The 25,772-nt window shown below is 65.3% G+C and carries 23 protein-coding genes and 1 tRNA gene; 12 read left to right on the forward strand and 12 right to left on the reverse strand.

Going from position 1 to position 25,772, the window contains the following annotated elements:
• Window positions 1-38 precede the first annotated feature (38 nt).
• Window positions 39-1,007 (forward strand): LysR family transcriptional regulator, encoded by a 969-nt coding sequence (locus QFZ42_RS04075; RefSeq protein ID WP_307699724.1) that lies wholly within the window; start codon window positions 39-41, stop codon window positions 1,005-1,007.
• A 16-nt stretch (window positions 1,008-1,023) separates the two neighbouring features.
• Here the strand turns inward: QFZ42_RS04075 and QFZ42_RS04080 are convergent, their stop codons facing one another.
• The gene (locus QFZ42_RS04080) at window positions 1,024-1,953 is read right to left on the reverse strand and encodes an SMP-30/gluconolactonase/LRE family protein (protein ID WP_307699725.1); all 930 of its coding nucleotides are present in this window, start codon (window positions 1,951-1,953) and stop codon (window positions 1,024-1,026) included.
• Between the two features lie 62 nt (window positions 1,954-2,015).
• Window positions 2,016-5,015: a transglycosylase domain-containing protein gene (locus QFZ42_RS04085; RefSeq protein ID WP_307699726.1), complete on the reverse strand. Its 3,000-nt coding sequence runs from the start codon at window positions 5,013-5,015 to the stop codon at window positions 2,016-2,018.
• A 705-nt stretch (window positions 5,016-5,720) separates the two neighbouring features.
• Here QFZ42_RS04085 and QFZ42_RS04095 point away from each other — a divergent pair.
• From QFZ42_RS04095 to QFZ42_RS04115, 5 genes are all read left to right on the forward strand, one after another.
• Window positions 5,721-6,776 (forward strand): HNH endonuclease, encoded by a 1,056-nt coding sequence (locus tag QFZ42_RS04095; protein ID WP_307699727.1) that lies wholly within the window; start codon window positions 5,721-5,723, stop codon window positions 6,774-6,776.
• A gap of 444 nt (window positions 6,777-7,220) precedes the next feature.
• On the forward strand, window positions 7,221-7,709 hold the full coding sequence (locus tag QFZ42_RS04100) for a Pycsar system effector family protein (protein ID WP_307699728.1): 489 nt from the start codon (window positions 7,221-7,223) through the stop codon (window positions 7,707-7,709).
• A gap of 7 nt (window positions 7,710-7,716) precedes the next feature.
• Window positions 7,717-8,415 (forward strand): adenylate/guanylate cyclase domain-containing protein, encoded by a 699-nt coding sequence (locus QFZ42_RS04105; RefSeq protein WP_307699729.1) that lies wholly within the window; start codon window positions 7,717-7,719, stop codon window positions 8,413-8,415.
• Between the two features lie 77 nt (window positions 8,416-8,492).
• Window positions 8,493-8,699, forward strand: coding sequence for a hypothetical protein (locus QFZ42_RS04110; RefSeq protein WP_307699730.1), 207 nt, complete (start codon window positions 8,493-8,495; stop codon window positions 8,697-8,699).
• Window positions 8,696-9,685, forward strand: coding sequence for a hypothetical protein (locus tag QFZ42_RS04115; RefSeq protein ID WP_307699731.1), 990 nt, complete (start codon window positions 8,696-8,698; stop codon window positions 9,683-9,685). Before QFZ42_RS04110 ends, QFZ42_RS04115 begins: the two co-directional genes overlap by 4 nt.
• A gap of 302 nt (window positions 9,686-9,987) precedes the next feature.
• Here the strand turns inward: QFZ42_RS04115 and QFZ42_RS04120 are convergent.
• The 7 genes from QFZ42_RS04120 to QFZ42_RS04150 all read right to left on the reverse strand — a co-directional run bounded on the left by QFZ42_RS04120 (window position 9,988) and on the right by QFZ42_RS04150 (window position 17,444).
• A tRNA-Thr gene (locus QFZ42_RS04120) sits at window positions 9,988-10,063 on the reverse strand.
• A gap of 25 nt (window positions 10,064-10,088) precedes the next feature.
• Entirely contained in the window at window positions 10,089-11,105 is a 1,017-nt protein-coding gene (locus QFZ42_RS04125) for a class 1 fructose-bisphosphatase (RefSeq protein ID WP_307699732.1), read from the reverse strand.
• A gap of 28 nt (window positions 11,106-11,133) precedes the next feature.
• A complete protein-coding gene (gene pepN, locus QFZ42_RS04130) occupies window positions 11,134-13,842 on the reverse strand; it encodes an aminopeptidase N (RefSeq protein ID WP_307699733.1) in 2,709 nt (902 codons plus the stop codon).
• Window positions 13,826-14,524, reverse strand: a complete 699-nt coding sequence (locus tag QFZ42_RS04135; RefSeq protein WP_307699734.1) for an HAD family hydrolase — start codon at window positions 14,522-14,524, stop codon at window positions 13,826-13,828. The genes pepN and QFZ42_RS04135 overlap by 17 nt, the downstream gene beginning before the upstream one ends.
• Window positions 14,525-14,527: 3 nt before the next feature.
• Window positions 14,528-15,632 (reverse strand): peptide chain release factor 2 gene (prfB, locus tag QFZ42_RS04140; protein ID WP_307699735.1). Its coding sequence is split into 2 segments (ribosomal slippage): window positions 14,528-15,550 and window positions 15,552-15,632, totalling 1,104 coding nucleotides; the frame shifts between segments, so codons are not numbered across the junction.
• An 81-nt stretch (window positions 15,633-15,713) separates the two neighbouring features.
• Complete coding sequence (locus QFZ42_RS04145; RefSeq protein ID WP_307699736.1) at window positions 15,714-16,484, reverse strand: SIMPL domain-containing protein; 771 nt, start codon at window positions 16,482-16,484, stop codon at window positions 15,714-15,716.
• 129 nt (window positions 16,485-16,613) lie between these two features.
• Window positions 16,614-17,444, reverse strand: coding sequence for a MetQ/NlpA family ABC transporter substrate-binding protein (locus tag QFZ42_RS04150; RefSeq protein WP_307699737.1), 831 nt, complete (start codon window positions 17,442-17,444; stop codon window positions 16,614-16,616).
• Window positions 17,445-17,681: 237 nt separating this feature from the next.
• Here QFZ42_RS04150 and QFZ42_RS04155 point away from each other — a divergent pair, with 237 nt between their 5' ends.
• Genes QFZ42_RS04155 through QFZ42_RS04170 form a run of 4 tightly spaced genes read left to right on the forward strand, consistent with a single transcriptional unit; the run spans window position 17,682 to window position 20,445 of the window.
• Window positions 17,682-18,551 (forward strand): methionine ABC transporter ATP-binding protein, encoded by an 870-nt coding sequence (locus QFZ42_RS04155; protein WP_307699738.1) that lies wholly within the window; start codon window positions 17,682-17,684, stop codon window positions 18,549-18,551.
• On the forward strand, window positions 18,544-19,206 hold the full coding sequence (locus QFZ42_RS04160) for a methionine ABC transporter permease (RefSeq protein WP_198789284.1): 663 nt from the start codon (window positions 18,544-18,546) through the stop codon (window positions 19,204-19,206). Before QFZ42_RS04155 ends, QFZ42_RS04160 begins: the two co-directional genes overlap by 8 nt.
• Window positions 19,207-19,240: 34 nt before the next feature.
• Complete coding sequence (locus QFZ42_RS04165; protein WP_307699739.1) at window positions 19,241-20,062, forward strand: MetQ/NlpA family ABC transporter substrate-binding protein; 822 nt, start codon at window positions 19,241-19,243, stop codon at window positions 20,060-20,062.
• Window positions 20,063-20,091: 29 nt separating this feature from the next.
• A complete protein-coding gene (locus QFZ42_RS04170) occupies window positions 20,092-20,445 on the forward strand; it encodes a hypothetical protein (protein ID WP_307699740.1) in 354 nt (117 codons plus the stop codon).
• 183 nt (window positions 20,446-20,628) lie between these two features.
• Here the strand turns inward: QFZ42_RS04170 and QFZ42_RS04175 are convergent, their stop codons facing one another.
• Together QFZ42_RS04175 and QFZ42_RS04180 are read right to left on the reverse strand one after the other, a co-directional pair.
• Complete coding sequence (locus QFZ42_RS04175) at window positions 20,629-21,981, reverse strand: LLM class flavin-dependent oxidoreductase (protein ID WP_307699741.1); 1,353 nt, start codon at window positions 21,979-21,981, stop codon at window positions 20,629-20,631.
• Window positions 21,978-22,811, reverse strand: coding sequence for a MetQ/NlpA family ABC transporter substrate-binding protein (locus QFZ42_RS04180; RefSeq protein ID WP_307699742.1), 834 nt, complete (start codon window positions 22,809-22,811; stop codon window positions 21,978-21,980). The genes QFZ42_RS04175 and QFZ42_RS04180 overlap by 4 nt, the downstream gene beginning before the upstream one ends.
• Window positions 22,812-22,941: 130 nt before the next feature.
• On the opposite strand from QFZ42_RS04180, the gene QFZ42_RS04185 reads away from it, so the two are divergent.
• On the forward strand, window positions 22,942-23,649 hold the full coding sequence (locus QFZ42_RS04185; RefSeq protein WP_307699743.1) for an aspartate/glutamate racemase family protein: 708 nt from the start codon (window positions 22,942-22,944) through the stop codon (window positions 23,647-23,649).
• Between the two features lie 12 nt (window positions 23,650-23,661).
• Here the strand turns inward: QFZ42_RS04185 and QFZ42_RS04190 are convergent, their stop codons facing one another.
• Window positions 23,662-24,591 (reverse strand): alpha/beta fold hydrolase, encoded by a 930-nt coding sequence (locus QFZ42_RS04190; RefSeq protein ID WP_307699744.1) that lies wholly within the window; start codon window positions 24,589-24,591, stop codon window positions 23,662-23,664.
• A gap of 115 nt (window positions 24,592-24,706) precedes the next feature.
• Here QFZ42_RS04190 and QFZ42_RS04195 point away from each other — a divergent pair, with 115 nt between their 5' ends.
• Window positions 24,707-25,768 carry an aldo/keto reductase gene (locus QFZ42_RS04195; protein WP_307699745.1) on the forward strand — a complete coding sequence of 354 codons (1,062 nt, stop codon included), beginning with the start codon at window positions 24,707-24,709 and terminating at the stop codon, window positions 25,766-25,768.
• Window positions 25,769-25,772 lie beyond the last annotated feature (4 nt).

The following is a 25,772-nucleotide window of genomic DNA, read 5'->3' on the forward strand; positions in this document are numbered from 1 at the left end:
CTTTTGTACAGTGCAACCTATTGAACATATGATTTCGCATGGCGAACACATACGACCTCAACCTGTTGACCGCACTCGATGCGCTGCTGTCCACCGGCAGCGTCACGGCGGCCGCCGCGCGCATGCACCTGAGCACGCCCGCCATGAGCCACACCCTGGCGCGTATTCGCGAATCGTTCGGCGATCCGATCCTGGTGCGTGCCGGCCGCAAGCTGGTGCCCACCCCTCGCGCGCTTGCGCTGGCGGAGCCCGTGCGCGCCTTGCTCGCACAGGCGCAGGCGTTGCGCGCCCCGGCGGATGCGCAAAGCCTTGCGGCCGTGAAGCGGCGCTTCGTGGTGCGTGCGCCCGAGGGCATCGCGGTGGTGTTCGGCGCCAGCGTGTCGCAAACGCTGGAAGCGGAAATGCCGCTGGCCTCGCTCCAGTTCCTTCCGGAAACCTACGCCGACCCGGGCGCATTGCGCGAAGGGCGCATCGACCTGGACGTGGGCAGCTTCAGAGGCACCGATCCCGAGACCGAAACCCAGGTGCTGTCGGAGCAAACACTGGTGGGCGCGGTGCGTGCCGGGCATCCGCTGCTCAAGGGGCTGAAGAAAACGCCGATGACGGCAGCGCGGTATGCCGATGCGCGCCACGTCGGCGTTACGCCGCGCCAGGGCGAGCCGTCGCCGGTGGACACGGCGCTGGGCCAGCTGGGCTTGCAGCGCCAGCTGGTGTTGCTGGTGCCCAGCACGTTCTCGGCATTGATTGCCGCCTCGCGAACCGAGCTGGTCGCCAGCGTTCCCGAGCGCACCGCGCGGGGCATGGCGGATTCGCTCGGCCTCACGATCTTCGAGTTGCCTGTTGCAGTGCATTCGGAGCCGCTGCGCATGGCATGGCACCCGCGTCACCACGTCGACCCGGCGCACCGGTGGCTGCGCGAAAGCATCCAGCGGCTGCTCGACGACCGGCGCTGGATTGTGCCGTCCGTCGCCTCGCTGACCGGGGGTGCGAAGAAGGGCGTGGTGTGACCGGCGCCGCGCGCCGTCAGGCCTGAAAGTTGAGCCTGAGTCCCGCCGTGGGCCAATCGTCGATGGCAACCAGCCGCCCGCTGCCCGACAGCGTGACGTACGCCGTGCGCATGTCGCGCCCGCCAAAGCAGATGTTGGTGGTGTAGCGGTCTGGCAGCGGCACGTGCTCGCAGGTGCTGCCGTCCGGCGCGACGATGGTGATGCCGCCGTGCAGCAGCGTGGCCACGCAGAGGTTGCCCAGCGCATCGGCCGCCATCGAATCGAAGCGCTGGTAGTGCCCGCCCGGCGATGCGCACAGCATGCGTCCGCCGTGCGGCGAAGGCCAGCCGTCCTTGCGCACCCGCCCCGGCGCCGTGATGTCGAAGGCCCAGAGCCGAGCGCCTTCGGTTTCCGCGTAGTAGAGCGTGCGGCCGTCCGGCGAAAGCGCGATGCCGTTGGGCGTCATGGCCGGCTGCGCGATGGCATGCACGCCGCCGCCATCGCTGTGGCCATAGAACACGCCGCCGCGGTCCATGTCGCGCTCGCGCGTCTTGCCCAGGTCGGTGAAGTAGAAGCCGCCTTGCGCGTCGAACACGATGTCGTTCGGCCCGCGCAGCGCAAAGCCGTCGACCGTGTCGTACAGCCGCTCGGCGTGGCCGGTGGCAAGGTTCACGCGCTCGATGCGGCCGCCCGAATAGTCTTCGGCCTGGCCCATGGGACGGTGGCAGCCGTCGGCCTCGGTGTGCCAGCGAAAGCCGCCGTTGTTGCACACGTACACCGCGCCGTCAGGGCCCATGGCCGCGCCGTTCGGTCCGCCGCCCAGGTCGGCCACCACCTGCACCAAGCCGTCGTGCCGCACGCGCGTGAGCGTGCCGCGCGCAATTTCGACCAGCAGCACCGAGCCGTCGTCCATGGCGATCGGCCCTTCGGGAAACTGCAGGCCGGCGGCGAGCTCGCGGATGTGCATCGGAAGCCCCTTTCTCTTGCTGGGCCGCCTTTTTACACCCGCATCGCCCGGGCTCGAGGGCGTCAGTCGCCGCCGCAGCCGTTGCGCTCCAGCACCGGCAGCAGCTGCGGCCCCAGCGACTTGAGCAACTGGGTTGGCAGCGCGCTGGTGAACCGGTAGCGCGCGGCATAGGGCTCGTTCACGTAGGCCATGATGGTGCCGAAGTAGCGGTCGCCAATGGTGAACACGAAGGTGGCCGAGCGGCTGATCTTGCGCTCCGCGTTCTTGTGCCCGCTGCCGCCCGTGTGCCCGTAGCGGTGGTCGCCGGTGCCGGTTTTGCCGCCCACTTCGAGCACGCGGCCGTTCGCATCCACCAGCACGCCCTTCAGGCGGCGGGCCGTGCCGTCTTGCACCACCTCTACCAGCGCACGGCGCAGGGTTGCGGCCACCTCGGTGGGCAGCACTCGCTCGGTGCTTGCGTTGCGCGGCTCCAGGCGCGTTTCGTAGGGCGTTTCGCGCGCAAAGTGCAGGGCGCCCACGCGTTGCACGGGCCTGCGCATGCCGTCGTTGGCGATGATGCCCATCAGTTCGGCCAGCGCAGCAGGCCGGTCGCCCGATGCGCCGATGGCGCTTGCGTAAGACGGCGTCAGCGATTCGAACGGGTAGCCCAGGCGCTGCCACGAGCGGTGGATCTGCGCGAAGGCGTCTATCTCGACCAGCTCGCGCAGGCGCGTGTCTTGCGCGCTCTTGTGGCGCGTCTTGAAGAGCCAGGCGTAGACCTCTTGCCGTTCGTTCGCGCTCGCGTTCAGCACTTCGGTCAGGGTTGCGCCGGGGTGGCTCCGCAAGAAGCCCACCAGCCACAGCTCCAGCGGATGCACCCGCGCCACGTAGCCCCGATCTGCAAGCGACAAGCCCGCGTAGGTGGTGCGCAGCGCCCGCAGTGCGCGCGGCGAGCCGGCGCCGCGGCCCACCTTTTGCGTGAGCAACTCATCAAGCCGCTCGTCGCTCGCCTCCGGCTCTATGGTGAACAGCACGCTGGCCACGCGCGGTGCCGTGGGCCTTGTGCTGCGCAGCAGCCGTGCCTCGGCCTCCGCGGCCGGCAACCGCTTGTACTTGCGATAGAAGCGCATCAGGTAGGCCGAGCCTTCCCGGTCGGCAAAGCGCGCGAGCAGTTCGCGCCGGCGCGGGTCGGCGGGGTCTTTCAGCAAGACCTCGGCGTCTGATTCGCCGCCGAACATGCGGTGGCGCACCACGTCGCGCATCAGCCGAATGAACACCAGGTTGACCGAATGCTTGAAGCCTTCGCGCACCGTCATCCACTCGCTGTTGCGCGAGCGCTCGAAATTTTCGAACTGATGCAGGCCGCCCCCGGTAAAAAAGGCTTCGCCCGGGTTGGCCGAATACTTTCTCTCCATGGCCGCCTCGAGCATCGGCGCCAGGCGCTTGTCTTTGGCGCGCAACAAGTACTGCTGCGCCCAGGCACCCAAGGGGTCGCGCGGGCCGGGTGCCAGCGCCCTCAGCTGAGCGGGGCTCAGGCCCGCCCAGCGGCCGTGCAGCTCGGCCACCAGCTCCAGGTAGCTCACCAGCGTGCGCAGCTTGGCGGTGGAGCCCAAGTCGAGCCGCGCGCCCTGGTTCACGTCGAATGGCTGGTCGATGTTGTCTGCCTGAACCCGCAGCAGGTTGGCCTGGGGGCCGCGCTCGAACAGCGTAAAGCTGTAGATCAGCGGGCTCGGGTCGGCGCCAGCATCGAGCAGGTGCGGGCCGTACAGCCCCGCCGCCTTGGCCGCGGCCGGCGTGCGCATGCTCGTCAGCACCTGCGCCGCCAGCGCCTGGGCCTCGCCGTCGAGGCTGGTTTCGGCTTCCAGGTCGAGCCGCTCCAGGTCGTAGGCGCGCGGCACGTCGAGCAGGGTGGAGATGTGGGTGCGCAGCGCGCTCGTCGCCTTGCGCTGAACAAAGTCTGGCCGCGCGGTTGCGGGCAGCTCGGGCCGCAGGTGCAGGGGCGCTGCAAGGGCCGCATCCCGAAGCGCCGGCGAGATCACGCCCGCATCGGCCATCAGCCGCAGATAGCTGTCGGTCAGCCGCGCCAGGCTTGCACCGTCGCTCAGCAGGTGCTGCGATGGGCGGCGCTGCGCAATCATCAGGGACAGCGCCTGCTTGAAGGCTTCGGCCTGCCGCTGCTGCGCACCGGGCGTGGGGGCGGCGCCCTCCGCGTGGTCGGCGAGCAGGCGGTTCACCTCCCGAAAGTCGCGCCCGTACCAGGCCCACAGCCCGTCGCCCATGCCGTGCACCTCGCCCATGCCAGGGCGCGCGGCCAGCGGCACCGTGTCGAGATAGTCGACCACGATCTGGCGGCGCCGCGCCAGCGTGTCGTCGCCGTCTTGATAGGCCCGCACCGAGGCCGACGCCATCTGCCGCAGCTTGTCGCGCACAGACGCGGTGCGGCCGTGCGGCGAATGGCGGTACTTTTCGATTTGCGTGGCCAGCGTGCTGCCGCCCGTCGCCATCTGGCCCGGGCTGAACACCCGCAGCGCCTGCTCCAGCGCGGCCTTTGCGAAACGTTCGGGGTCGAGCGCGGGGTTGCGCTGCGGCGGCTCCGCGTCCAGCAGGTGGCGGTCTTCGACGAACAGCAAGCTGCTCACCAGGAGCGGCGGCACCTCTTCAAAACGCTCGTACGCGCGCTGGGGAGAACGCGTGTGCAGCAGCGCCGCGGCGCGGCAGTCGCGCACGGTAAGGCCGGCCTGGTTCTTCTCGCGGTAGGGGGTAAAAAGCCCGCGCTCTTGCAGCTCCATGAGCCGCGGCGACATGCGCGCCTGGCGCGTGATGGTGTAGCCCTGGGGCTCCAGCCGTTCGATAAAAGCGGGAAGATCGTGATAGCCCAGCCGCTCGTCATACGGCCCGGTGTGGGGAAAGCGGATGGCGTTGCTGGCGCCCGCGTCGACGCTGAAGCTTGCGCCGGCGGAAAAGTCGCGCCAAAAGGCCGATTGCAGCCGCGAAGTCTTCAGTTCGTGTGCCGCGAATGCCACAAGCGCACCCACGACACCGAGACCGGCGCCGATCCAGAACAGCCTCTTGAACCATGTCATGCTCTGCCTCGCACACAGTTTGCAGCGTGGGTCCGTCAGTGACGATGATGCTCTTTTTGTAGCGCTTTAGGTTGTGCATGGCGGCGTTCGATGGGGGAGAACTACCTAGGCGGATTGCCGGGGCGCTGGCATACAAAGGCGGGTTGGCTGTTTTTGGATTGCGGCGAAGCGATTGCTTAGGCCAACGCCTTGATGGGCCGCTCGCGCCCAGCCTTCGTGAGCATCGGCGCCACCGCGCAAAAGGCAGGGCGCGGGGTCTGCCCGGCGCAGTTGCTCGGGATCATCGGCGCCTTCGTGGCCAGCACAACGCCCGCCGCATAGGCCCCGCTCCGGAAGGCGAGGCTCTTCGCCAGCATGTTGCCCGCGCGACGTCGGGCACGATCAACACGTTTGGCCCTGGCCTGCCACCGGCGAGACAACGCCCTTGATGCTTGCCGCCTCGGCGCCGATCGCGTTGTCCAGGGCCGACGGCCCGTCGACCAGGGCGCCGGTGAGTCGGCCGCGGGCGGCCATTTTGCACAGCACGGCCTCGTCGAGAGTGGGCGCGATGAGCTCCGGTAGGTGGGTAGTTCGCGGAGTTTGCAGTCACTGGCGGACGGGCTGCCGCGCGAAACCGAAGTGCTTTGACGCGTTAACGAATGGCCCATCAAAAGCAAATCGTTAACAAGTTGCACCACAATGTGTCCATTGGAAGCAATGAACACAATGAGCCCCATCCACGCGGCGCGCGAGTACGTTTTAGAAGCCGTCCAGAAGCCCGCGCTCGCGAGCGCTCTGCCCGATTCGATCAAGTTCAAAATCCGCAGCGCCGGGATATGGGTGAACCGTTTCAGACGGGTAGGGGACTTGTTCGTATACCTGAAGCGCTTCAACGGACGTACACAGGACGGCCTCTCTGAAGAGATGCGCGCGCTTCGGCTCGAAACGTTCGAAGACATCGTTGAACCTTTTGAAAGCCGGTTCGCCGATTGGGTCGGAGATCGGTTTCGCGCATCGGACTTCGTCATTGGGGAAACGTACAGCTCGCATGACATCTTGATCTTTGCGGGGATCTACGACACTCGCACTGAAGGGATGCTGGTCATCGAATCTGGAGAGCACCCTACGGCGGTCGTCATTAAGGCGACCATGAGCGGAGGCAAGTACAACAACGCGTGGCTGGAAGAAGGCCAACGGCTGAAGTACTACCTGAAGAGCATCACTCGGAACGGCGTCGTGCAATTTGGTGAACACTTCAAGCCCAACGCGGCGGTTTTGAACGTGCCGGGCTTGCCAGTACTCGCTTTCGTGCGGCAAGCGGAGGGCGATCCATTTGTGTATGCCGGGGCTTTCTCGAATCAGCAGATGCATGAAGAGCCGGACGGTGCGAAGTGGTTTGAGCTTGCGCTAATAGGCTCTGATGATTTGATCGCCGACGCGGACTATGTGCAGCGAGAGTTGCAGGACCGTGTGGCTCAAGCCTCGACGCGGCCAAGGCAAGAGCGTCTTGTACGCTTAGCCAACGCGCCGACGAAGCCCAAGATCATTCGGACCGTTTCGACAGCGTTCGTAAGAAATCCCGATGTGGTTGCCGAAGTCCTCTTTCGAGCGGAAGGGCGCTGCGAAGGATGCAAGAAGCCAGCGCCCTTTGTCAGCAGGGCCACTGGCGATCCGTATCTGGAGGTGCATCACATCGCGCCGTTGGCGCAAGGCGGTGATGACACGGTGGCCAACGCCTGGGCCCTCTGCCCAAACTGCCATCGCGAAAAACACTTCGGCTAACGCCAAAGCGTTCCCACCTGCCGTGCCTCTCCGGGATGAGCGGTTCGATGCGATTGGCTCAAATTTTCAGCCGTCGTGGATGCAGTTGCGGAGCGCCGCAGAACACACTCGCGGCTAACCGACTGTACGTTTGCTCCTGAGCTGCCGTTCGTAGAACACAGCCGTTTGAACGATTGGTTTACCGAGCAGAGCACCAGACCGATCATCTAAAGTTGAGACCGCGTGGGGCCGGCATCGAGTTGTCGGCTTGCCGGCAGCGCGGAGCGGCTCCAGCGAGGCATCGAGGTGCTGCCGAGAGCATCGCGCACATCTGGCGAAGCATCGCGATAGGCCTCATGTCCGGCGAGCAGCAGCCCGTGATCATTCATTTCATCGGCGCAGCAAAGAAGGTGCGCTTGGTAGCTCCGCTGCACAATGTGTCACCTCAAACACTCTCAGCGACCCATGAACACAGTCGAACAGAAGGTCTTGTCAGCGCAATGGAATCTGGAAAGGCAGCTTTTTTGGGTCTCGCAATCCGAAATTAAGATTGGAGTACTCGTGACTATGGACCTCGGAATGTTTGCGGGGTTGGCCGCTTCCTTCGCATCCACAAAAATGCACCTCCCGTGGGCAATCGTATTTACGGCAGGCTGCATTGCGCTCTTGATGGCTGGCCTGTTGTTTTCCGCTATGTGCTTGATGCCCAGAGTCAAGGCGCCACATGACTCCATGCTGTTCTTCGGCAAGGTGGCGAGGCGTGACGCCGACGCCTATGTAGCGCAGTTCAAGACTGCCACCGCAGAACAGTTGCTAGACGATTGGCTTTACCAAGTGCACACCAACGCAAAGATCGCGGAGGCGAAGCATACGTGGGTGCGACGTGCCATGTTCGCTTCGTTTGGGGGCGCTGCGTGTTGGTTGCCCGCCGTGTGGCTGATGGCCGAGTTCTGAGGACAGTATGGCGCTCAAAGACGAGTTGGAATCTCATGTCGAATCGATCGCGCTGGGCATGTGGCCGGACCCGATGCCTCAAGGGAGAGTAGTCCCTACAGCAGGCTCGCTGACCTTCGGCAACACCGGCACCAATGTCGATGCTTGCGTGATGTACTCGGACATCCATAAATCGACTGCGATGGTCGATCAGCTGCATTCGCATCGCGCCGCTGAGCTTTACAAGGCATTTCTGCACTGCGCCGCGAAAATCACGCGTGCAAACGGCGGCGAGGTGGTTGCTTACGACGGAGACCGGGCGATGTCGATCTTCATGGGCGACAACAAAGCCGATCGCGCGATCAAGGCTGCATTCCAACTGCATTGGGCCGTGCTCAAAATCGTCAACCCACCGCTTGCGCGAGCTTGGCCGTCAAGCGCCTATACGCTTCAGCATACGGTCGGAATCGACATGGGCAACCTGCTCGCTGCAAAGACGGGTGTTCGCGATGACAACGATATCGTTTGGGTTGGCTCTGCGGCCAATCATGCTTCGAAGCTGAACAGCTTTAACGGACTCGACATCAGTTTTCCGACGCGAATCACCGAGGCCGTATACAACGCAACGACCTTGAAATCGAACTCGAATGGGAACTTTTGGCCCGATACCTTTGCCATTGACGGCATTGGATACTGGCGGTCGCCATTCTGGATGGAGATTTCGTAGCCGCCAGAAGCCACGCCATGCACGCCTCGGCGATCACCAGAATGATCAGCAGCTCAGCCGTCGAATGAGCAATATTCATGAAAGCACTCAAGGCCTGCGACATTTCAATGCCTTTCGTCTGTTCGATGGTTTGGGCTGGCCTCGAAGCCACCGGCGATGCGCGTGTGCGTCATTGCTCACAATGCAGCAAGGCCGTGCACCGGGTCACCACGCAGGCCAAGTACCGGACTGCCCGGCGCCTTGGGCAGTGCGTCTGCTGGGTGCTTGGAGACGCTGCGCCATGAGCGATGACGTGCCTGCAACCAACACGCCGCTGCCGCCTTCGACGGCGCCCGACAGCTTCAACATCTGCGGCAGGGGCTTCGGCACCGAAGAAGAGGCGCGTGAGGTCTGTGGAGCAGTCGGCGCGTACGTGCGTGAGTTCGGCCGCGTCTTCGACCTGAGTGCGCTCGACGGCCTTACCGTCGCCGGAGACTATGCGCAGGCCCTTAGCGAGTTCGACCGTGGCGTCGAGACGGCCAATAAGCTGGCTCCCACCGAGGGCCACGTGGTCGGCGTCGCGATGACCCCGTGCGCGCTTCGCGACGGGGTGCTCAAGAGCCACATCTTCATCAATGCTGCCTACGCGCTGCCGCTGAAGAATGAGGAGGACCCGGACTTTCCACTTGCGGTGCACTTGCTGGCCCACGAGTGCGCCCATGTTGACGCGACCACCAAGTTCGACACGGCCTTTCCGGGGGTGTCGCTTCGCATGACCTACCCCGATGTCTGGAAGCAGTACCGAGGGCGCGCGATGATGGCCTGCTGGGACGAGTACGCGGCAACGCACGGCTCTGCGCTTTTCGGGCGTGTGCCGGCTGACGACTATGAGGAGAGCTTTCTCGGCGCACTGGAGAGGACGCGACCGCAGGCCAATGAGTTCATTGCGAACTACCGGACGCATAGGCGTGTCGATCAGGCGCTCGACGAGGTGTATACAGCCTATGCCGAACTCCTCAAGCTCGCGGCCTACCTACTGGGCGATCTTGATGGCGCTGATGTCCCCGTGCCAAAGCGCGCCCGTACGACCGCTGCGCTCGACGGCCACTGGTTCCGCAAATACTTCGACGAACTCCACACGGCCTGCCGTTCGCTGTGGGCAGAGAATGGTCGCTGGACAAGCATGGCCGGGTTTGAGGCCATCGCCGACATCTGCGACCGAGTGGTGGCTGAGGGCGGTCTGCACCCGCGCTACATGGCAGACGGCCAGGTCTTCGTCGGCATTCCCTGAGGGCAGCACTCTCCGGCCTTCTGCCCCTGTCGACCTCGACCCGTCGCGCCCTTGCTGCCGGGCTCGCACCGATAGACCGGTTGTGCGATAGAAGGCACGTGGATGGCGAGAGGAGCTACGGCAGTTGCGGCGTTGCGGACAAGGCGCCCTCGCTTGATGCAAGTTGAGTGATAGCACGGGCAGTTTGAATTAAATGCGGTGGTGAGCTGCGATGCTTGAAATCCTCTTACATCGTCCGCTACCTAGCGAAAGAAAAAAGCCCCGCCGCTATCTTTTTGATAGCAACGGGGCCTTATCTGTATTGGTGCCGGAGAGATGAATCGAACACCCGACCTTCTCATTACGAATGAGCTGCTCTACCGACTGAGCTACACCGGCTAAGCCTGCGATTATAGCAAGCCTGTCAGGCCTTTTCGGCGTGGTACTTCGTCAAACGCTCGACTTCGTTACGCGAACCCAACATCACGCTCACGCGCTCGTGCAGTTTGGTCGGCTTCAAGTCCAGGATGCGCTGCTTGCCGTTGGTGGCGGCGCCGCCGGCCTGCTCGACGAGCCAGCTCATCGGGTTGGCCTCGTACATCAGGCGCAGCTTGCCGGCCTTTTCGGGCTCGCGCTTGTCCCACGGGTACATGAACACGCCGCCGCGCATCAGGATGCGGTGCACGTCGGCCACCATACTGGCAATCCAGCGCATGTTGAAGTCCTTGCCGCGCGGGCCTTCCTTGCCGGCCAGGCATTCGTCGATGTAGCGCTTCATGGGCTCGTCCCAATGGCGCATGTTGCTCATGTTGACGGCAAATTCCTTGGTATCGGCCGGAATCTGGATGTCTTCCTGCGTCAGCACGAAGCTGCCTTGCTCGCGGTCGAGCGTGAACATGGCCACGCCGTTGCCCACGGTCAGCACCAGGGTGGTCTGCGGGCCGTAGATGCAGTAGCCGGCGGCCACTTGCTGGGTGCCGGGCTGCAGAAAGTCGGCTTCCTGCACGCCGGGGGTGTCGTCGGGCTTCTTCAGCACACTGAAGATGGTGCCAATGCTCACGTTCACGTCGATGTTGCTGCTGCCGTCGAGCGGGTCGAACATGAGCAGGTATTCGCCCTGCGGGTAGCGGTTGGGCACCACGTAGATGCTGTCCATTTCCTCGCTGGCCATGGCCGCGAGGTGGCCGCCCCATTCGTTGGCCTCGATGAGCACTTCGTTGGCGATGATGTCCAGCTTCTTCTGGATTTCGCCCTGCACGTTCTCGCTTTCGGCGGTGCCGAGCACGCCGCCCAGCGCGCCCTTGTTGACGGCTTGGCTGATGCTCTTGCAGGCGCGGGCCACCACTTCGAGCAAGAGGCGCAGCTGGCCGGGAATGAGGCCGTCGGCGCGTTGTTGTTCGACGAGGTAGCGGGTGAGGGAAATCTTCTGTTGTTGAGCCATGTGCTTCCAGTGTTCCTTGCTTGCTTGTTCAGTTGCCGGCCAGGGCGCGGGTGACGACTTCGTGCGTGTCCTTGCTCAGGTCGGGCTTGGCGGCCACGCGGGCAATCGCTTCGCGCGCGGCGCTGCGGTAGGGCTCGGCCAGCTTGCTCCAGCGGTCGAGCGCGCGGGCGAGGCGGGCGGCCACCTGGGGGTTGATGGCGTCCAGCTCCACGACGCGTTCGCTCCAGAACACGTAGCCCGCCGCGTCGGGGCGGTGGAATGCGCCGGGGTTGGCGCTGCAGTAGCTGAAGATCACGCTGCGGGCGCGGTTCGGGTTCTTGATGGAGAAGTCCGGGTGCTTCATCAGCTGCTTCACGAGCGGCAAGATGTCGCCGCCACGGTCGGGCGCGCCGGCCTGCAGCGAAAACCACTTGTCGATGACCAGCGCCTCGTCCTTGAAGATGGCGTGGAATCGCGCGAGCGCCTGCGCGGCCAGCGTGTGGCCTGACGCCACGAGCGCATTGAGCGCGTTGAAGCGGTCGGTCATGTTGCCCGCGTCTTTAAAGCGCTGCAGCGTCTTGCCGGGCCACACGGTGTCGCCCGATGAGCGCGCCGCCAGGCACAAGAAGTTCAGCGCCATGCCGGCGAGCGCGCGGCGGCCCGACGAGGTCGGGTCGGGCGTGTAGGCGCCGGTGTCGTGGTTTTCTTCGTAGGCCTGCTGCCAGTCCTGGAAGAGGGCGGTGGCCAGCTGGGCGCGCATGGCTTCGCGCACCAGGTGCACGCGCTGCGGGTCGACCACGTCGAGCTGCTCGGCAATGTAGGTTTCCGAAGGCAGCGTGAGCACCAGTTCCTTGAAGGCGGCGTCGAGCTTGGGGTTGCGCAGCACGCTGCGCATGGCGTCGATGTAGGCGTCGTTCAGCACCGGGGTGGTGTCGGTCGCCAGCGCGGCAATGCCGTGCAGCGCGGCGCGCAGGCCCAGGCGCTGGCCGGCTTCCCAGCGGTTGAACGGGTCGGGGTCGTTGGCCAACAACGTCAGCAGCTGGGCGTCGGTGTATTCGAAGTCGAGGATCACCGGCGCGCTGAAGCCGCGCAAGATCGAAGGCACGGGTTCGGCGTCGAGGCCCACGAAGGTGATCTGCTCGCCGGCGCGCGAAAGCACCACGGTGCGCGTGCCTTGCGCCGCTTGGCTCTCGCCTTCGAGCTGAATCGGAAGCTCGCGCCCGCTGGCGTCGAGCAGGCCGACGTTCAGTGGAATGACGAAGGGTTCCTTGGTCGGCTGGCCGGGAGTGGGCGGGCAGCTTTGCAGCACGCTCAGGGTGTAGCTGCGGTTCTGCGCGTCGTACACGCCGTGCGCGGCCAGGCGGGGTGTGCCGGCCTGGCTGTACCAGCGCTTGAACTGCGGCAGCAGGCGGGCCAGCTCCGAATCGGGGTTGGCGTCGGCAATGGCTTGCGCAAAATCGTCGCAGGTCACAGCCTGGCCGTCGTGGCGCTCGAAGTACAGCGTAATGCCCTTCTCGAAGCCCTTGCGGCCGACCAGCGTCTGCATCATGCGGACCACCTCGGCACCCTTTTCATAGATGGTGACGGTGTAGAAGTTGCTGATCTCGATGTAGCTGTCGGGCCGCACCGGGTGGGCCATGGGGCCGGCGTCTTCTGGGAACTGGGCGGTGCGCAGCACGCGCACGTCTTCGATGCGCTTCACGGCGCGGGCGGAGGCGTCGGCGCACAGGTCCTGGCTGAACTCCTGGTCGCGGAAGACGGTAAGGCCTTCTTTCAGCGACAGCTGGAACCAGTCGCGGCAGGTGACGCGGTCGCCGCTCCAGTTGTGAAAGTACTCGTGGCCGACCACGCTTTCGATGTTGCTGTAGTCGGCGTCGGTGGCGGTGGCCTGGTTGGCCAGAACGTACTTCGTGTTGAAGATGTTCAGGCCCTTGTTCTCCATGGCGCCCATGTTGAAGTCGCTGGTGGCCACAATCATGAAGCGGTCCAGGTCCAGCGGCAGGCCGAAGCGGGCTTCGTCCCACAGCACCGAGTTGACCAGCGAGTTCATCGCATGCTCGGTCTTGTCGAGGTCGCCGGCGCGCACGTACACCTGCAGCAAATGCTCCTTGCCGTTGCGCGCGGTAATGCGCTGCTCGCGCGCCACCAGCTTGCCGGCTACCAGTGCGAACAGGTAGCAGGGCTTCTTGAAGGGGTCGACCCACTTCGCGAAGTGGCGGCCTTCAGGCAGGTCGCCTTGCTCGACGAGGTTGCCGTTCGACAGCAGCACCGGGTACGCGGCCTTGGCGGCGCGCAGCGTTACCGTGTACATCGCCATCACGTCAGGGCGGTCCAAGAAGTACGTGATGCGGCGGAAGCCTTCGGCCTCGCACTGCGTGAAGAAGGTGTCTTCGCTCACGAAAAGGCCCATCAGCTTGGTGTTCTTGATGGGGCAGCAGGTGGTGAAGATCTCGAGTTCGAAAGCCCCTTCTTCGGCGGACGGCAGGCCGTCCAGCACGAGCTGGTCGCCTTCCATGCGGAAAGAGGCGCCCTGGCCGTTCACCAGCACACGCGCCAGGTTCAGCTCGTCGCCGTCCAGGCGCAGCGGTTGGTTCGGCGCATCGGGGTTGCGGCGCAGCTGCATGCGGTTGAGCACGCGGGTCTTGGCGGGGTCGAGGTCGAAGGTCAGGTCGACGGTGTCGATCCAGAATGCCGGAGCGGCATAGTCTTCGCGGCGAATGGCAACCGGTTGCCCTTGGGCGTCACGCTGCAGCAGCATCGAGTGTCTCCAGAAAATTCGAATGGGCGAGTTCGTCGTAGTCGCGAACCGCGGCAATCACATGGGGGCCGGCAAGCTCGGCGGCGGAATGGGTGCTGCACACGGCCACGGCGCGCATGCCGCCGCGGCGCGCGGCTTCGATGCCGAAGGGGGCATCTTCAAACACGATGCAGCGCTCGGGCGCCACGCCGATGCGGCGCGCGGCCTCCAAGAAAATCTCGGGCGTGGGCTTGCCGGCAAAGCCTTCGTCGCCGCCGACGATGGCGAGCGGCAGCGGGTCCATCTTCAGGCGCGACATCGCAAACTCGATGTTGTGCCGGTCGCCCGCGGTGCCCACGGCCACCTTCAGGCCGCGTGCCACGGCGGCCCTGGCAAAGGCGCTGAAGCCGGCAACCTCGGTGAAGTTGTCGCTGAACATGGCACGGTAGATTTCTTCTTTTTCGTGCACCAGGGCTTGGCATTCGTCGTCGGCCAGCTCGCGCTCGAACAGCTCGCGCATGCACTCGGTGCCGGTGCGGCCCGTGGTGCGCGCAAGGATGTCGCTCACGTCGAGCTTCAGCCCGTGGCGCGCCACAAACTCCACCCACGAGCGCGCATGCCAGGGCATGGAGTCGATCATGGTGCCGTCCATGTCGAAGATGAAGGCTTCGACCTTGCCACCGTTCAGGCTTTTCAAACTCATCGGTTAAACGCCTTGCTTCAAAGAGGCTTCGATGAACACGTCGAGGTCGCCGTCGAGCACCTTCTGCGTGGCCGAAACTTCCACGTTGGTGCGCAGGTCCTTGATGCGGCTGTTGTCCAGCACGTAGCTGCGAATCTGGTGGCCCCAGCCCACGTCGGTCTTGCTGTCTTCGAGCTTTTGCTGCTCTTCCTGGCGCTTGCGCATCTCGAAGTCGTACAGGCGCGAGCGCAGGCGCTTCCACGCCACGTCGCGGTTGCTGTGCTGGCTGCGGCCGTCCTGGCACTGCACCACGATACCGGTCGGAATGTGCGTCAGCCGCACGGCCGAGTCGGTCTTGTTGATGTGCTGGCCGCCCGCGCCGCTGGCACGGAAGGTGTCGGTGCGCACGTCCGAAGGGTTGATGTCGATCTCGATCGAATCGTCGATTTCCGGGTACACGAAGATCGAGGCAAAGCTGGTGTGGCGCCCGCCCGACGAGTCGAACGGCGACTTCCGCACCAGGCGGTGCACGCCGGTTTCGGTGCGCAGCAAGCCAAAGGCGTAGTCGCCTTCGACCTTGATGGTCGCGCCCTTGATGCCGGCGGTGTCGCCCGGGGTTTCGTCTTCGATCTGCGTCTTGAAGCCCTTGCGCTCGGCGTACTTCAGGTACTGGCGCAGCAGCATGCTGGCCCAGTCGCAGGCCTCGGTGCCGCCGGCGCCGGCCTGGATGTCGACAAAGGCGTTGAGCGGGTCGGCCGGGTTGTTGAACATCCGGCGGAATTCGAGCTGCTTGATGTCGGCTTCGAGCGTGGCGGCGTCATCGGCAATGGACTGCAAGCCGTCCATGTCACCGTCGGCCTTCGACATTTCGAAGAGTTCGGTGTTGTCCGACAGCCCGTTGGTGAGCCGGTCGAGCGTTACGACCACGTCGTCGAGCGACTTTTTCTCGCGGCCGAGTTCCTGGGCCTTCTTGGGGTCGTTCCAGACGTTCGGGTCTTCGAGCGATGCGTTGACTGTCCTCAGTCGTTCAGCTTTGGCATCGTAGTCAAAGATACCTCCGTAAATCGACCGTGCGAACGCTCAGGTCCGCGAGCATTGCGCCGATTTGGTTGATTTGTTCTGCGTCCATGGGGTGTCCTGACTGTGTAGGGTTGGTGTTCGGGGTAACCCGGCATTTTCTCACGGGCTGAAAAGCGCCCCCGGAACGGTGCTATTCGAGCTGGAAGTCGACGCTGATCGTGGCCGTCACGCTGATCTGGCCGACCGAAAGGTCGCCGTCGGCGCCGTCGCCCTGGCCGCCGGAATTGGGGGCGGACTGCATCACGTTCTGCTGCATCTGGCCCTGGTCTCCCCGGTAGCGGCCGCTCCAGCCGCCCCAGTTCCAGCCCGTGTTCTCGCTGATGCGCATGGCCTTGCCGCGCTTGACGCCCAGTTGCGAGGTGAGCGCATCGGCCTTTTCGCGCGCGGCCACCACGGCCAGCTCCCGGGCCTTGTCGCGGTGCATGCGCATGTCGGAATTGCGGAATTCGATGTTCTCGACCTGGTTGACGCCCACGGCGAACAGGTCGGTCAACAGGGGCTCGAAGCTGTCGAGCCTGGTGATCTTGATGCCGATGCTCTTGCGGACGCGGTAGGCCACCGGGGTAGTGCGGCTGACACTGGTGTCGAAGTCGGGCTCGACCTGAATGTAGTTGAGCTGCACGCTCTTGTCGGGCACGCCGTGGCGCTTGATCACCGCCAGGGCCTTGGCGATGCGGTCGCTGTTGTCGCGCGTGCTGGCCTGCAGGTTCTTGTCGCGGCTCTCGACGCCGATGGTCAAGAACACCTCGTCGGGTGCCACGCGCACGGCGGCGGAGCCGGTCACGCTGATCTGGCCCGGCGCCGGGCCGGTTTCGGGGAGCCGCTGGGCCGAGGCCGTGGTGGCGGCGCCAAGCAGCGCCAGTGCGCCCAGGCCAATGGCGAGGCTGTGTCTCGAAAACATGGTGCGGACCCTTCGGGATTTGATTGGAGCCCGGAAGATACCTTCAGACGACACGCCCAGAATGCAAAAAGCCCCCTGGGCGCGTCGCGGGCGCACAGGAGACAAGGGGGAAATCAGCGCTGCGGTGCGTCAGAACGCCGGCACCAGCGAGCCCTTGAACTGCGTTTCGATGAAGCTCTTCACCTCGGGCGACTGGTACGCCGCCACGAGGCGCTTGGCCCAGGGCTTGTCCTTGTCGGCGCGGCGCACGGCAATGATGTTGGCGTAGGGGCTTTTTGCGGCCTCCTTGATCACGGCGTCTTTCTCGAGCGTGAGGCCGGCTTTCCCGGCGTAGTCGTTGTTGATGGCGGCAATGGTCAGGTCGTCGAGCGAGCGCGGCAGTTGGGCCGCGTCGAGCGCCACCAGCTTCAGCTTCTTGGGGTTGCTCACCACGTCGAGCGGCGTGGCCGTGTTGTTCTTCACCGCCTCGGGCTTCAGCGTGATGAGGCCGGCCGACTGCAACAGCAGCAGCGCGCGGTTGCCGTTCGACGGATCGTTTTGAATACCGACCGCCGCGCCGTCCGGCAGTTGGTCGATCGACTTGATCTTGCGCGAGTAGAAGCCCAGCGGCGCGGTGATGGTGAGGCCCACCGGCACGATGTCGAAGCCGCGTGCCTTGTTCTGGTTGTCCAGGAAGGGCTGGTGCTGGAAGGCGTTGGCGTCGAGGTCGCCCGAGGCCAGCGCCGCATTGGGCAGCTGGTAGTCGTTGAACACCACGACCTGGATGGTCAGGCCGTCCTTGGCGGCGACCTTCTTGACCACTTCGAACACCTGCTCGGCGCTGCCGACGGAGACGCCGACCTTGAGGGTGTTCTTGTTGTTGCTGTCCTGCGCGAAGGCGGCGCTGCCGGAGAAGAGCGCCGTGGCCAGCGTGGCGAGCGTTGCAAGGGCGAGGGTGCGGCGGCGGAAAGTGGTGTGCATGTTGTTGTGCGAAATCGAAAAAATGAAGGCGCGAATGTGGCATTGGCGGGCGCATTTGGGAACGAACCAATGGGCATATCGATATGGCATTCGCGACGGGCGACCCCTTGGGCTTATGCGTTTTCATGCATAAGCAAGCGCCGATTTGTTCGTTCCCTTTCGGGGCCTTTGTTTTCATACTCGGCACCTTTTTGCGAACTTCGCGGCCCGCTTTCACGCGGGCTGCGCCTCTTTTCCATGACCAACCATTCGCCCGATGCGGGCCGCGGCAACGCGGAACCCGTCATCCGTCTTCAATCGGTGCAGAAGTCCTTTGCCTTGCCCAGCGGCGAGGTGTTCGACGCCGTGCAATCGCTCTCGCTCGACATCCATCAGGGCGACGTGTTCGGCCTGATCGGCAAGAGCGGCGCGGGCAAGTCGACGCTGCTGCGCCTCATCAACCTGCTGGAGCGGCCCGATGCGGGCAAGGTCTTTGTCGGCGGGCGCGACCTCACCACGCTTTCGCGCCGCGAGCTGCGCGACACGCGCCAGAACATCGGCATGATCTTCCAGCAGTTCAACCTGCTGCAGAACGCCACGGTGTTCGACAACGTGGCCTTTCCGCTGAAGATCCACGGCCGCCACTCCAAGGCCGAGATCGATGCGCGCGTGCGCGAATGCCTGGAGCTCGTGGGCTTGGCCGAAAAGATCGACACCTACCCGGCCCAGCTTTCGGGCGGCCAGAAGCAGCGCGTGGCCATTGCGCGCGCGTTGGCGCCGCGCCCGCAGGTGCTGCTGTGCGACGAGCCCACCTCGGCGCTGGACACCGAAACCACGCGCGCGCTGCTCGAAACGCTGCGCGACATCAACCAGAAAATTGGCGTGACCATCGTCATCGTGACGCACGAGCTCTCGGTGGTCGAGGTGCTGTGCCGCAACGTGGCCATCCTCGAGAAGGGGCGGCTGGTGGAGCAGTTCGCGGTCGATGCGCCGAGCGTCGAGCGCAAGACCGCACTGGGCCGCGAGATCGACGAGCTGGTGCGCCGCCGCGAGCGCGAGGCGCGCGAACCGGTCGAGCCGCGCCCTTCGTCGGCGCAGCGCAACGCGCGGGAGGTGGCCTATGTTTGAGAACATCGCGCCCATCCTCCCCGAGCTGTGGACCGCCACGGGCCAGACTTTCATGATGCTGGCCATCGGCCTCTCGGCGGCGGTGCTCATCGGCGGTCCGCTGGGCATTTTGCTGTTCCTGCTGGGCCCGGGCCAGTCGCTCGAGAACAAGCCGGCGTTCCTGGTGCTGAACTGGATCGTCAACACCGTGCGCTCGTTCCCTTTCATCATCCTGCTGGTGGCGCTGGTGCCGTTCACGCGGGTGATCGCGGGCACCTCCATCGGGCCGTTGGCGGCCGCGGTGCCGCTGTCGTTCGCGGCCATTCCTTACTTTGCACGGCTGGTCGACCAGTGCCTGCGCGAAGTGCCGCGCGGCGTGATCGAGGCGGCGCACGCCATGGGTGCTTCGGAACTGCAGATCGTCTGGCGCGTGCTGGTGGTCGAGGCGCGCTCCGGTTTGGTGCTCGCGCTCACGGTGCTGGCGGTGAGCTTTCTCTCCTACTCGGCGATTGCCGGCGTGGTGGGCGGCGGCGGCATCGGCGACCTGGCCATCCGCTACGGCTACTACCGCTTCCAGACCGACGTGATGGTGCTCACCGTGGCGCTGCTCGTGGTGCTGGTACAGATCCTGCAGTTCGTGGGCAACACCACGGCGCGCAGGCTGGACAAGCGTTGATTTCTTTTTTTCTTTTCTTTCTTTTTTCGATCTCATGAAAACCGCACTGCTGCGCCGCTCCGTCCTTGCCCTGTCCCTGGTTGCCCTGTCGTTCGGCGGCCTCTCGCTGGCGCAGGCGCAAGACGCCAAGAAGAACCTCGTGATCGGCGGCACCGCCGGCTCCAACATCGACCAGCTCAAGGCCGGCATCGTGCCCATCCTCGAGAAGAAGGGCTACAAGGTGAAGCTGGTCGAGTTCAACGACTACGTGCAGCCGAACCTCGCGCTGGCCCAAGGCTCGCTCGACGCCAATTTCTTCCAGCACCAGGTCTACCTGAAGAAGTTCTCGGCCGACCAGAAGCTCGACCTCGCCGAACTGGTGCAGGGCCCGATCGCGCCGCTGGGCGTGTACTCGACCAAGCGCAAGACGCTGGCCGAGGTGAAAGAGGGCGACCGTTTCACGCTGCCGAACGACCCGAGCAACCTGGCGCGCGCGCTGGTGCTGCTGGAGCAGAACAAGCTCATCACCATCAAGGCCGGTGTCGACCCCATCCGCGCGTCTGAAAAGGACGTGGCCGAGAACCCGAAGAAGCTCAAGTTCATTCCGCTCGAGGCCGCGCAGCTGCCCCGCTCGCTGGGCGACACCGAGTACGCCATCGTCAACGGCAACTTCGCGATTTCGTCGGGCCTGAAGCTCACCGAGGCCGTGGCCCTGGAAAAGACGCCGGATCACTACCTGAACGTGGTCGCCGTGAAGAGCGCGGACAAGAACTCGGCCTGGGCCAAGGACATCGTCGAGGCCTACCACTCGAAGGAATTCAAGACGGTGGTGGACACCAAGTTCCAGGGCTACGCCAAGCCGAGCTTCCTGCAGTAGCAGTCAAACTTCAACGAAGGACGCCTCTCATGCCAGTGCTCGCTGTGTTCGATGCGGAAGGAAGCTGGCGCGACACGCACGTGTGCGACGGCTGGATCACCGAGCATTTGGCCGGGCAGGGTGTGAGCTGGGGGCGGGGGAAGGCGAACAAGGGGCAGCGTGTGCTTAAAGGGGCGGGGCTGTTCTATCTGCCTATTCCTGACGGTTACCTTGGGTTGTTGTTCGAAGGGGGCGAGTGGGTTTCTATTCCCTCGGACAAGCCGCATTTTTTCGATGCCGGCAAGGCGGAGTCGCTTGATGGGCTGCCTGATACGTTGCCGCTCTTCGAAGCTTTCGTGGAAGAAGTGCTGTCTCTGACGGGGAACGACGCCGACGAAGAGTGAAGGCGGAATCGCGCGCCGAAGGCGTCCGCTCGTAAGTTCAGCGCCGCGTGCCCCCACCCCGGCCCTCCCCCGGGAGGGGAGGGAGAAAGTCAGAACACTGGCTCCGGAGCCCTGGTATTGCTCCTTCCCCTCCGGGGGAAGGCTGGGATGGGGGCTCACGGCGCTCGCAAAGACTCGCCTCTCTCAAGCCGCCAGCCGCTGCGCCACCCGCCCACCGGGCCGCGCCAACCCAAGGTGATCGCGCAGCGTGCGCCCCTCGTACTCCGTGCGGAAGATGCCGCGCTTCTGCAATATCGGCACCACGCCATCCACGAAATCCTGCAGCCCATGCGGCAGCGCATCGGGCATCAGGTTGAAGCCGTCCGCCGCGCCACCCTTGAACCAATGCTCGATGTCGTCTGCAATCTGCTCGGGCGTGCCCACGATCACGCGGTGACCGCCGCCGCCGGCGAGTTCGCGGATCAGCTGCCGCACCGTGTAGCCGTGCGTGCGGCCCGCCGCCACCACCGCGTTGAAGAAGGTGTGGTTGCCGTTGCCATTGCCGGGAAGCGGCAGGTTCTCGGGCAGGCGCTCGTCGAGCTTCAGGCGCTCGGGCGCGATGCCCAGCGTGCCGGCCAGGCGCGTGAGGCTGTAGTCCCACGGGATCAGGTCGACGAGTTCATCGCGCCGTCGCCGCGCCTCGGCTTCGGTGCCGCCGACGATGGTGGTGAGGCCTGCGAGCACCTTCACGGCGTCGGGGCCGCGGCCCAGTTCGGCCGCGCGGGTCTTGAGGGCACGTGCATAGGCCAGTGATTCCTCGAACGACTGCGAGGCGGAGAACACCGCTTCGGCATGGCGTGACGCGAGTTCGCGTCCGTCGGCCGAAGCACCGGCCTGCACCAGCACCGGGTGCCCCTGCGGCGGGCGCGGGAGGTTCAGCGGACCCTGCACCGCGAAGTGCTCGCCGCGGTGCGCAATCGCATGCACCTTGGCCGGGTCGATGAAGCTGCCGGTGGCCTTGTTGCCGACGAAGGCATCGTCTTCCCAGCTGTCCCACAGCGCCTTCACGATGTCGGCGAACTCCGAGGCACGCGCGTAGCGCTTCGAATGGTCGGGCGTCGCGTCGAGGCCGAAGTTGCGCGCCGAAGGCAGGTCGGCCGTGGTCACCATGTTCCAGCCCGCGCGGCCGCCGCTCACGTGGTCGAGCGTGGCGAAGCGGCGCGCGATGTTGTAGGGCTCGTTGTAGCTGGTGGAGGCGGTGGCGATCAGGCCGATGTGCGTGGTGGCCGCGGCCACGCAGGCCAAGAGGATGGTGGGCTCCAGCGCGGTGATCGGGCGGAAATGGATCTGGTCGACGACGGCCGCGTTGTCCGCGAGAAAGATCGCATCGAGCTTCGCGGCCTCGGCGATCTGCGCGGTGCGGATGTAGTGCGGGATGTCGGCAAAGGCCCGTGGGTCGCTCTCCGGCAGGCGCCAGGCCGAGGGCACGAAGCCCGAGTGCAGGATGTTGACGTTGAGGTGCAGTTGCCTGCGGGGTACGGTGCTGTTGTTGCTCATGGGCTGAAGTAGTCCGGCAGCCGGTAGCCCGCCCATACCGGGTTGGCCCTGAAGAAGCGTTGGAACTCGGCGGACTGGTAGGCCGCCGCAATGTCTTTCGCGAACTTCGCGTTCTCGTTGCTGCGCTTGACGGCCACCACGTTCACGTAGGGCAGCGTCATGTTCTCGAGCTTGAGCGCCTCGGTGAGCTTCAGGCCCGAGGCCACGGCGAAGTTGCCCTGCACGGCTGCGAGGTCGGCATCGGCCAGCGAGCGCGGAGCCTGCGCGGCGTCCAGCGGCACCAGCTTCAGGCGCTTGGGGTTGCTCGCAAGGTCGCGCTCCGAGACGCTCAGCGGGCTCACGCCGGGCTTGACGGTCACCCAGCCGATGGCCGCGAGGATGTTGAGTGCCCGCGCCGCGTTCACCGGATCGGCGGGCAGCGTGACGGTAGCGCCGTCGGGCACCGTGTCGAGCGACTTGTGCCGCTGCGAGTACAGCCCCATCGGCGGCGTGGGCACGTGCACCACGGGCACGAGGTCGAAGCCCTGCTGCTTGTTGGTGGCATTGAGGTACAGCGAGTGCTGGAAGATGTTGGCGTCGATCTGCCCGCGCTCGACCGCATCGTTGGGCTGCACGCCCTGGCTGAACTCGACGTACTTGACGGTGTAGCCCAGCTTCTTGAGCTGGGGCTCGATGCCGTGGGTGAAGGCATCGCGGTAAGGCCCGGGCATGAAGCCGATGCGCAGATCGTCGGCACGGGCGCCAGCCTGGAGAAGCAGGCTCAGTGCAAGGCCGCCGAAGAGCGGGGCAAGACGGCGCAGCCACGAGGGCGCGCGCAAGAAAGAACGCATGGCACAACTCCACGGAAGGGCAAGGGGAACTGCGCACTCTAGGGCGCGGCCGACGCCGCACGAACGAAGATTTGCGCGCTTGGATATCCGCTGGATGGATATCGCGCGGCGCCGCTTGTAGGATGCATGCATGACCCAGCACATCGGAATCGTCGGATGCTCCGCTGAAGGCGCGGCGCTCTGCTACCAGACCATCTGCGTGGAAGGGGCCCAGCTGCTAGGCCCGCATGCGCATCCTGAAGTCTCGATGCACACGCCGTCGCTCGCGGACTACATGCAGCACATCTACCGCGGCGACTGGCGCGGCGTGGGCGAGGTCATGCTGGCTTCGGCCAACAAGCTCGCGAAGATCGGTGCCAGCTTTCTGGTCTGCCCGGACAACACCATTCACCAGGCGCTGCCTTTCATCGAGGCGCGTTCGCCGTTGCCCTGGCTGCACATTGCCGAATGCGTGGCCGACGAGGCCGCGCGGCGCGGGTTCAAGCGCCTGGCCATCACCGGCACGCGCTGGCTGGTCGAGAGCGAGGTTTATCCCGAGAAGCTGTCTGCCAAGGGGCTCGGATACGTCCGGCCTGCCGCGGACGAGCGCGAAGAGATCAACCGCATCATCATGGACGAGCTGGTCTGCGGCATTTTCACGCCCGCCGCGGTCACGGCGTTCCGGCGCGTCATCCAGCGTATGAAAGACGAAGACGGCTGCGATGCGGTGGTGCTCGGCTGCACCGAGATTCCGCTGATCATGAACGACGTGAACTCGCCGCTGCCGACGCTCGATTCCACGCGGCTGCTGGCGCGCGCGGCGTTGCGGCGCACCGTGCAGGGCCGCAACGCCGGCTGAAACCTGGGCGGTTCACCCGGCCAGGAACTGCTCGATCAGCCCGGCCACGCGCTGCGGCTGGTCGTGGTGCAGCATGTGGCCCGCGTCGGCCACTTGCTCGATGCGCACCGAGGGCACGGACTTCAGGCGCTCGTGGAATTCGTCGAGCGTGTAGCGGTTCTTCCACCAGCCGTGCAGGCTGTCGTCCGCCGCCTCGACCATCAGCGTGGGCGCCGAAATCCGCGCATACAGGGCGAGCGTTTCATCGACCCGGAAGATGTTGGCGTTGATGATCTTGTGCGCGGCGTCGCCAAGAATCTGCCAGCGTTCGCTGCCGTCGGGCTGCGCCTGCGGGCTCGACCAATGGCCGGCCAGCCACTCGGCCTTGTCGGGCGTGAGGCGTGGGTTGGTCTTCATGAGCCGGCGTGCCACGCCGTCGACCGACGAGTAGCCGGCAAGCGCCATTTCGCCGCGGTGCAGGCGCTTGAGTTCGTCGATCCATTGCCCGTAGCGCGTGGGCGCTTCCTCGGGCTTGCGCGCGGGCATGCCGAAACCTTCGAGGTTGACGAGGCGGCGAATGCGCTCGGGCCTTGCCCCCGCATAGTGCATGGCGACATTGCCGCCCATGCTATGGCCGACCAGGTCGACCGGCCGCGCCGCATCGCCTTCGCCCGCGTAATGGTCGAGCAGCCATTCCAGGTCGGCCAGGTAGTCGGGCAGCCAGTAGTTGTCGACATCGCCGCCGTCGGTCAGCCCGAAGCCACGCCAGTCGGGCGCAATGATGAAGCGCTCTTCGGCCAGCGCGTCGACCACGAACTGCCAGGAGGCTCCCACGTCCATCCAGCCGTGCAGCAGCACCAGTGGCGGCCGCGACGCGGAGGGCTCGCCCCACACGCGCACGTGGTAGCGAAGGTTGCGCACGGGCACGAACTCGGTGCGCGAGGGACGGAGGGCTTGGTACATGGGCGCCGATGATACGGAGCCGGCGGGCGTGGCGCAGTCCGGCAGAAGACAGCGCGCGCCCGGGTTTTGAGGCCCCGGCCAGCGCACCGCGGAGGAGGGCGGTAGCATTCCGCGCATGAAAAAAATCCAACTCGGTCAGAGCAGCCTGCACGTCACCCCGATCTGCCTGGGCACCATGACATTCGGCGAACAGGTCGATGAGCCCACCTCGCACGCCATCTTGAGCCGCTCGCTCGAGCGCGGCGTCGATTTCATCGACACGGCCGAGATGTACTCGGTGCCCACGCGCAAGGAAACCTACAGCGTCACCGAAACCATCATCGGCAACTGGTTTGCGGCCAACCCCGGCGCGCGCGAGAAGATCACACTCGCCACCAAGGTGGCCGGCCCGGTGCGCGGCACGCCCTGGGTGCGCGAGGGCACGGGCATGACGGCGGCCGACATCGTGGCCTCGTGCAATGCCAGCCTGAAGCGGCTGAAGACCGATGTCATCGACCTGTACCAGATCCACTGGCCCGAGCGCCACGTGCCGGCCTTCGGCGCCCTCTACTACGACCCGGAAAAGGAAACCTCGCAGACGCCGATTCACGAGCAGCTCGAAGCGCTGGGCGGGCTGGTCAAGGCCGGCAAGGTGCGGGAAATCGGGCTTTCGAACGAAACCCCGTACGGCGTGCACGAGTTCGTGCGGCTGGCCGAGCAGCACGGCCTGCCGCGCGTGGCCTCGGTGCAGAACGTCTACAACCTGGTGAGCCGCGGGCTCGAGAACGGGCTCGACGAGACGATGCACCGCCTGGGCGTGTCGCTGCTGGCGTATTCGCCGCTGGCCTTCGGCCTGTTGACCGGCAAGTACGACCAGGGCGGCATCGAGGGCCCGGACGCACCGAAAGGCGCGCGCATCTCGAGCTACGAATCGGTGCGCAAGCAGCGCTGGGGCCGGCCCGACGCGCTCAAGGCGGCGCGCCGCTACAACCAGCTGGCGCGAGACAACGGCCTTTCGCCCGTTCAACTCGCGTTGGCCTTCTGCTACACCAAGTGGCAGGTGGCGAGCACCATCATCGGCGTGACCACGGTGGCGCAGCTCGACGAAGACATCGACGTGTGGGGCACCACGCTCTCGCCCGAGATCCTCTCCGAGATCGACAAGATCCGATGGGAGATCCGGGACCCGGCAACGTGAGCGC

Source organism: Variovorax paradoxus (assembly GCF_030815855.1).
Classification (GTDB): Bacteria; Pseudomonadota; Gammaproteobacteria; order Burkholderiales; family Burkholderiaceae_C; genus Variovorax; species Variovorax paradoxus_M.

What these genes read in the sequence shown, in the direction of transcription:
- QFZ42_RS04075 (WP_307699724.1), top strand. Translation starts at nt 39, where the DNA reads ATGGCGAACACATACGACCTCAACCTGTTGACCGCACTCGATGCGCTG.
- QFZ42_RS04080 (WP_307699725.1), bottom strand. Translation starts at nt 1,953, where the DNA reads ATGCACATCCGCGAGCTCGCCGCCGGCCTGCAGTTTCCCGAAGGGCCG.
- QFZ42_RS04085 (WP_307699726.1), bottom strand. Translation starts at nt 5,015, where the DNA reads ATGACATGGTTCAAGAGGCTGTTCTGGATCGGCGCCGGTCTCGGTGTC.
- QFZ42_RS04095 (WP_307699727.1), top strand. Translation starts at nt 5,721, where the DNA reads ATGAGCCCCATCCACGCGGCGCGCGAGTACGTTTTAGAAGCCGTCCAG.
- QFZ42_RS04100 (WP_307699728.1), top strand. Translation starts at nt 7,221, where the DNA reads ATGAACACAGTCGAACAGAAGGTCTTGTCAGCGCAATGGAATCTGGAA.
- QFZ42_RS04105 (WP_307699729.1), top strand. Translation starts at nt 7,717, where the DNA reads ATGGCGCTCAAAGACGAGTTGGAATCTCATGTCGAATCGATCGCGCTG.
- QFZ42_RS04110 (WP_307699730.1), top strand. Translation starts at nt 8,493, where the DNA reads ATGAAAGCACTCAAGGCCTGCGACATTTCAATGCCTTTCGTCTGTTCG.
- QFZ42_RS04115 (WP_307699731.1), top strand. Translation starts at nt 8,696, where the DNA reads ATGAGCGATGACGTGCCTGCAACCAACACGCCGCTGCCGCCTTCGACG.
- QFZ42_RS04125 (WP_307699732.1), bottom strand. Translation starts at nt 11,105, where the DNA reads ATGGCTCAACAACAGAAGATTTCCCTCACCCGCTACCTCGTCGAACAA.
- pepN (WP_307699733.1), bottom strand. Translation starts at nt 13,842, where the DNA reads ATGCTGCTGCAGCGTGACGCCCAAGGGCAACCGGTTGCCATTCGCCGC.
- QFZ42_RS04135 (WP_307699734.1), bottom strand. Translation starts at nt 14,524, where the DNA reads ATGAGTTTGAAAAGCCTGAACGGTGGCAAGGTCGAAGCCTTCATCTTC.
- QFZ42_RS04145 (WP_307699736.1), bottom strand. Translation starts at nt 16,484, where the DNA reads ATGTTTTCGAGACACAGCCTCGCCATTGGCCTGGGCGCACTGGCGCTG.
- QFZ42_RS04150 (WP_307699737.1), bottom strand. Translation starts at nt 17,444, where the DNA reads ATGCACACCACTTTCCGCCGCCGCACCCTCGCCCTTGCAACGCTCGCC.
- QFZ42_RS04155 (WP_307699738.1), top strand. Translation starts at nt 17,682, where the DNA reads ATGACCAACCATTCGCCCGATGCGGGCCGCGGCAACGCGGAACCCGTC.
- QFZ42_RS04160 (WP_198789284.1), top strand. Translation starts at nt 18,544, where the DNA reads ATGTTTGAGAACATCGCGCCCATCCTCCCCGAGCTGTGGACCGCCACG.
- QFZ42_RS04165 (WP_307699739.1), top strand. Translation starts at nt 19,241, where the DNA reads ATGAAAACCGCACTGCTGCGCCGCTCCGTCCTTGCCCTGTCCCTGGTT.
- QFZ42_RS04170 (WP_307699740.1), top strand. Translation starts at nt 20,092, where the DNA reads ATGCCAGTGCTCGCTGTGTTCGATGCGGAAGGAAGCTGGCGCGACACG.
- QFZ42_RS04175 (WP_307699741.1), bottom strand. Translation starts at nt 21,981, where the DNA reads ATGAGCAACAACAGCACCGTACCCCGCAGGCAACTGCACCTCAACGTC.
- QFZ42_RS04180 (WP_307699742.1), bottom strand. Translation starts at nt 22,811, where the DNA reads ATGCGTTCTTTCTTGCGCGCGCCCTCGTGGCTGCGCCGTCTTGCCCCG.
- QFZ42_RS04185 (WP_307699743.1), top strand. Translation starts at nt 22,942, where the DNA reads ATGACCCAGCACATCGGAATCGTCGGATGCTCCGCTGAAGGCGCGGCG.
- QFZ42_RS04190 (WP_307699744.1), bottom strand. Translation starts at nt 24,591, where the DNA reads ATGTACCAAGCCCTCCGTCCCTCGCGCACCGAGTTCGTGCCCGTGCGC.
- QFZ42_RS04195 (WP_307699745.1), top strand. Translation starts at nt 24,707, where the DNA reads ATGAAAAAAATCCAACTCGGTCAGAGCAGCCTGCACGTCACCCCGATC.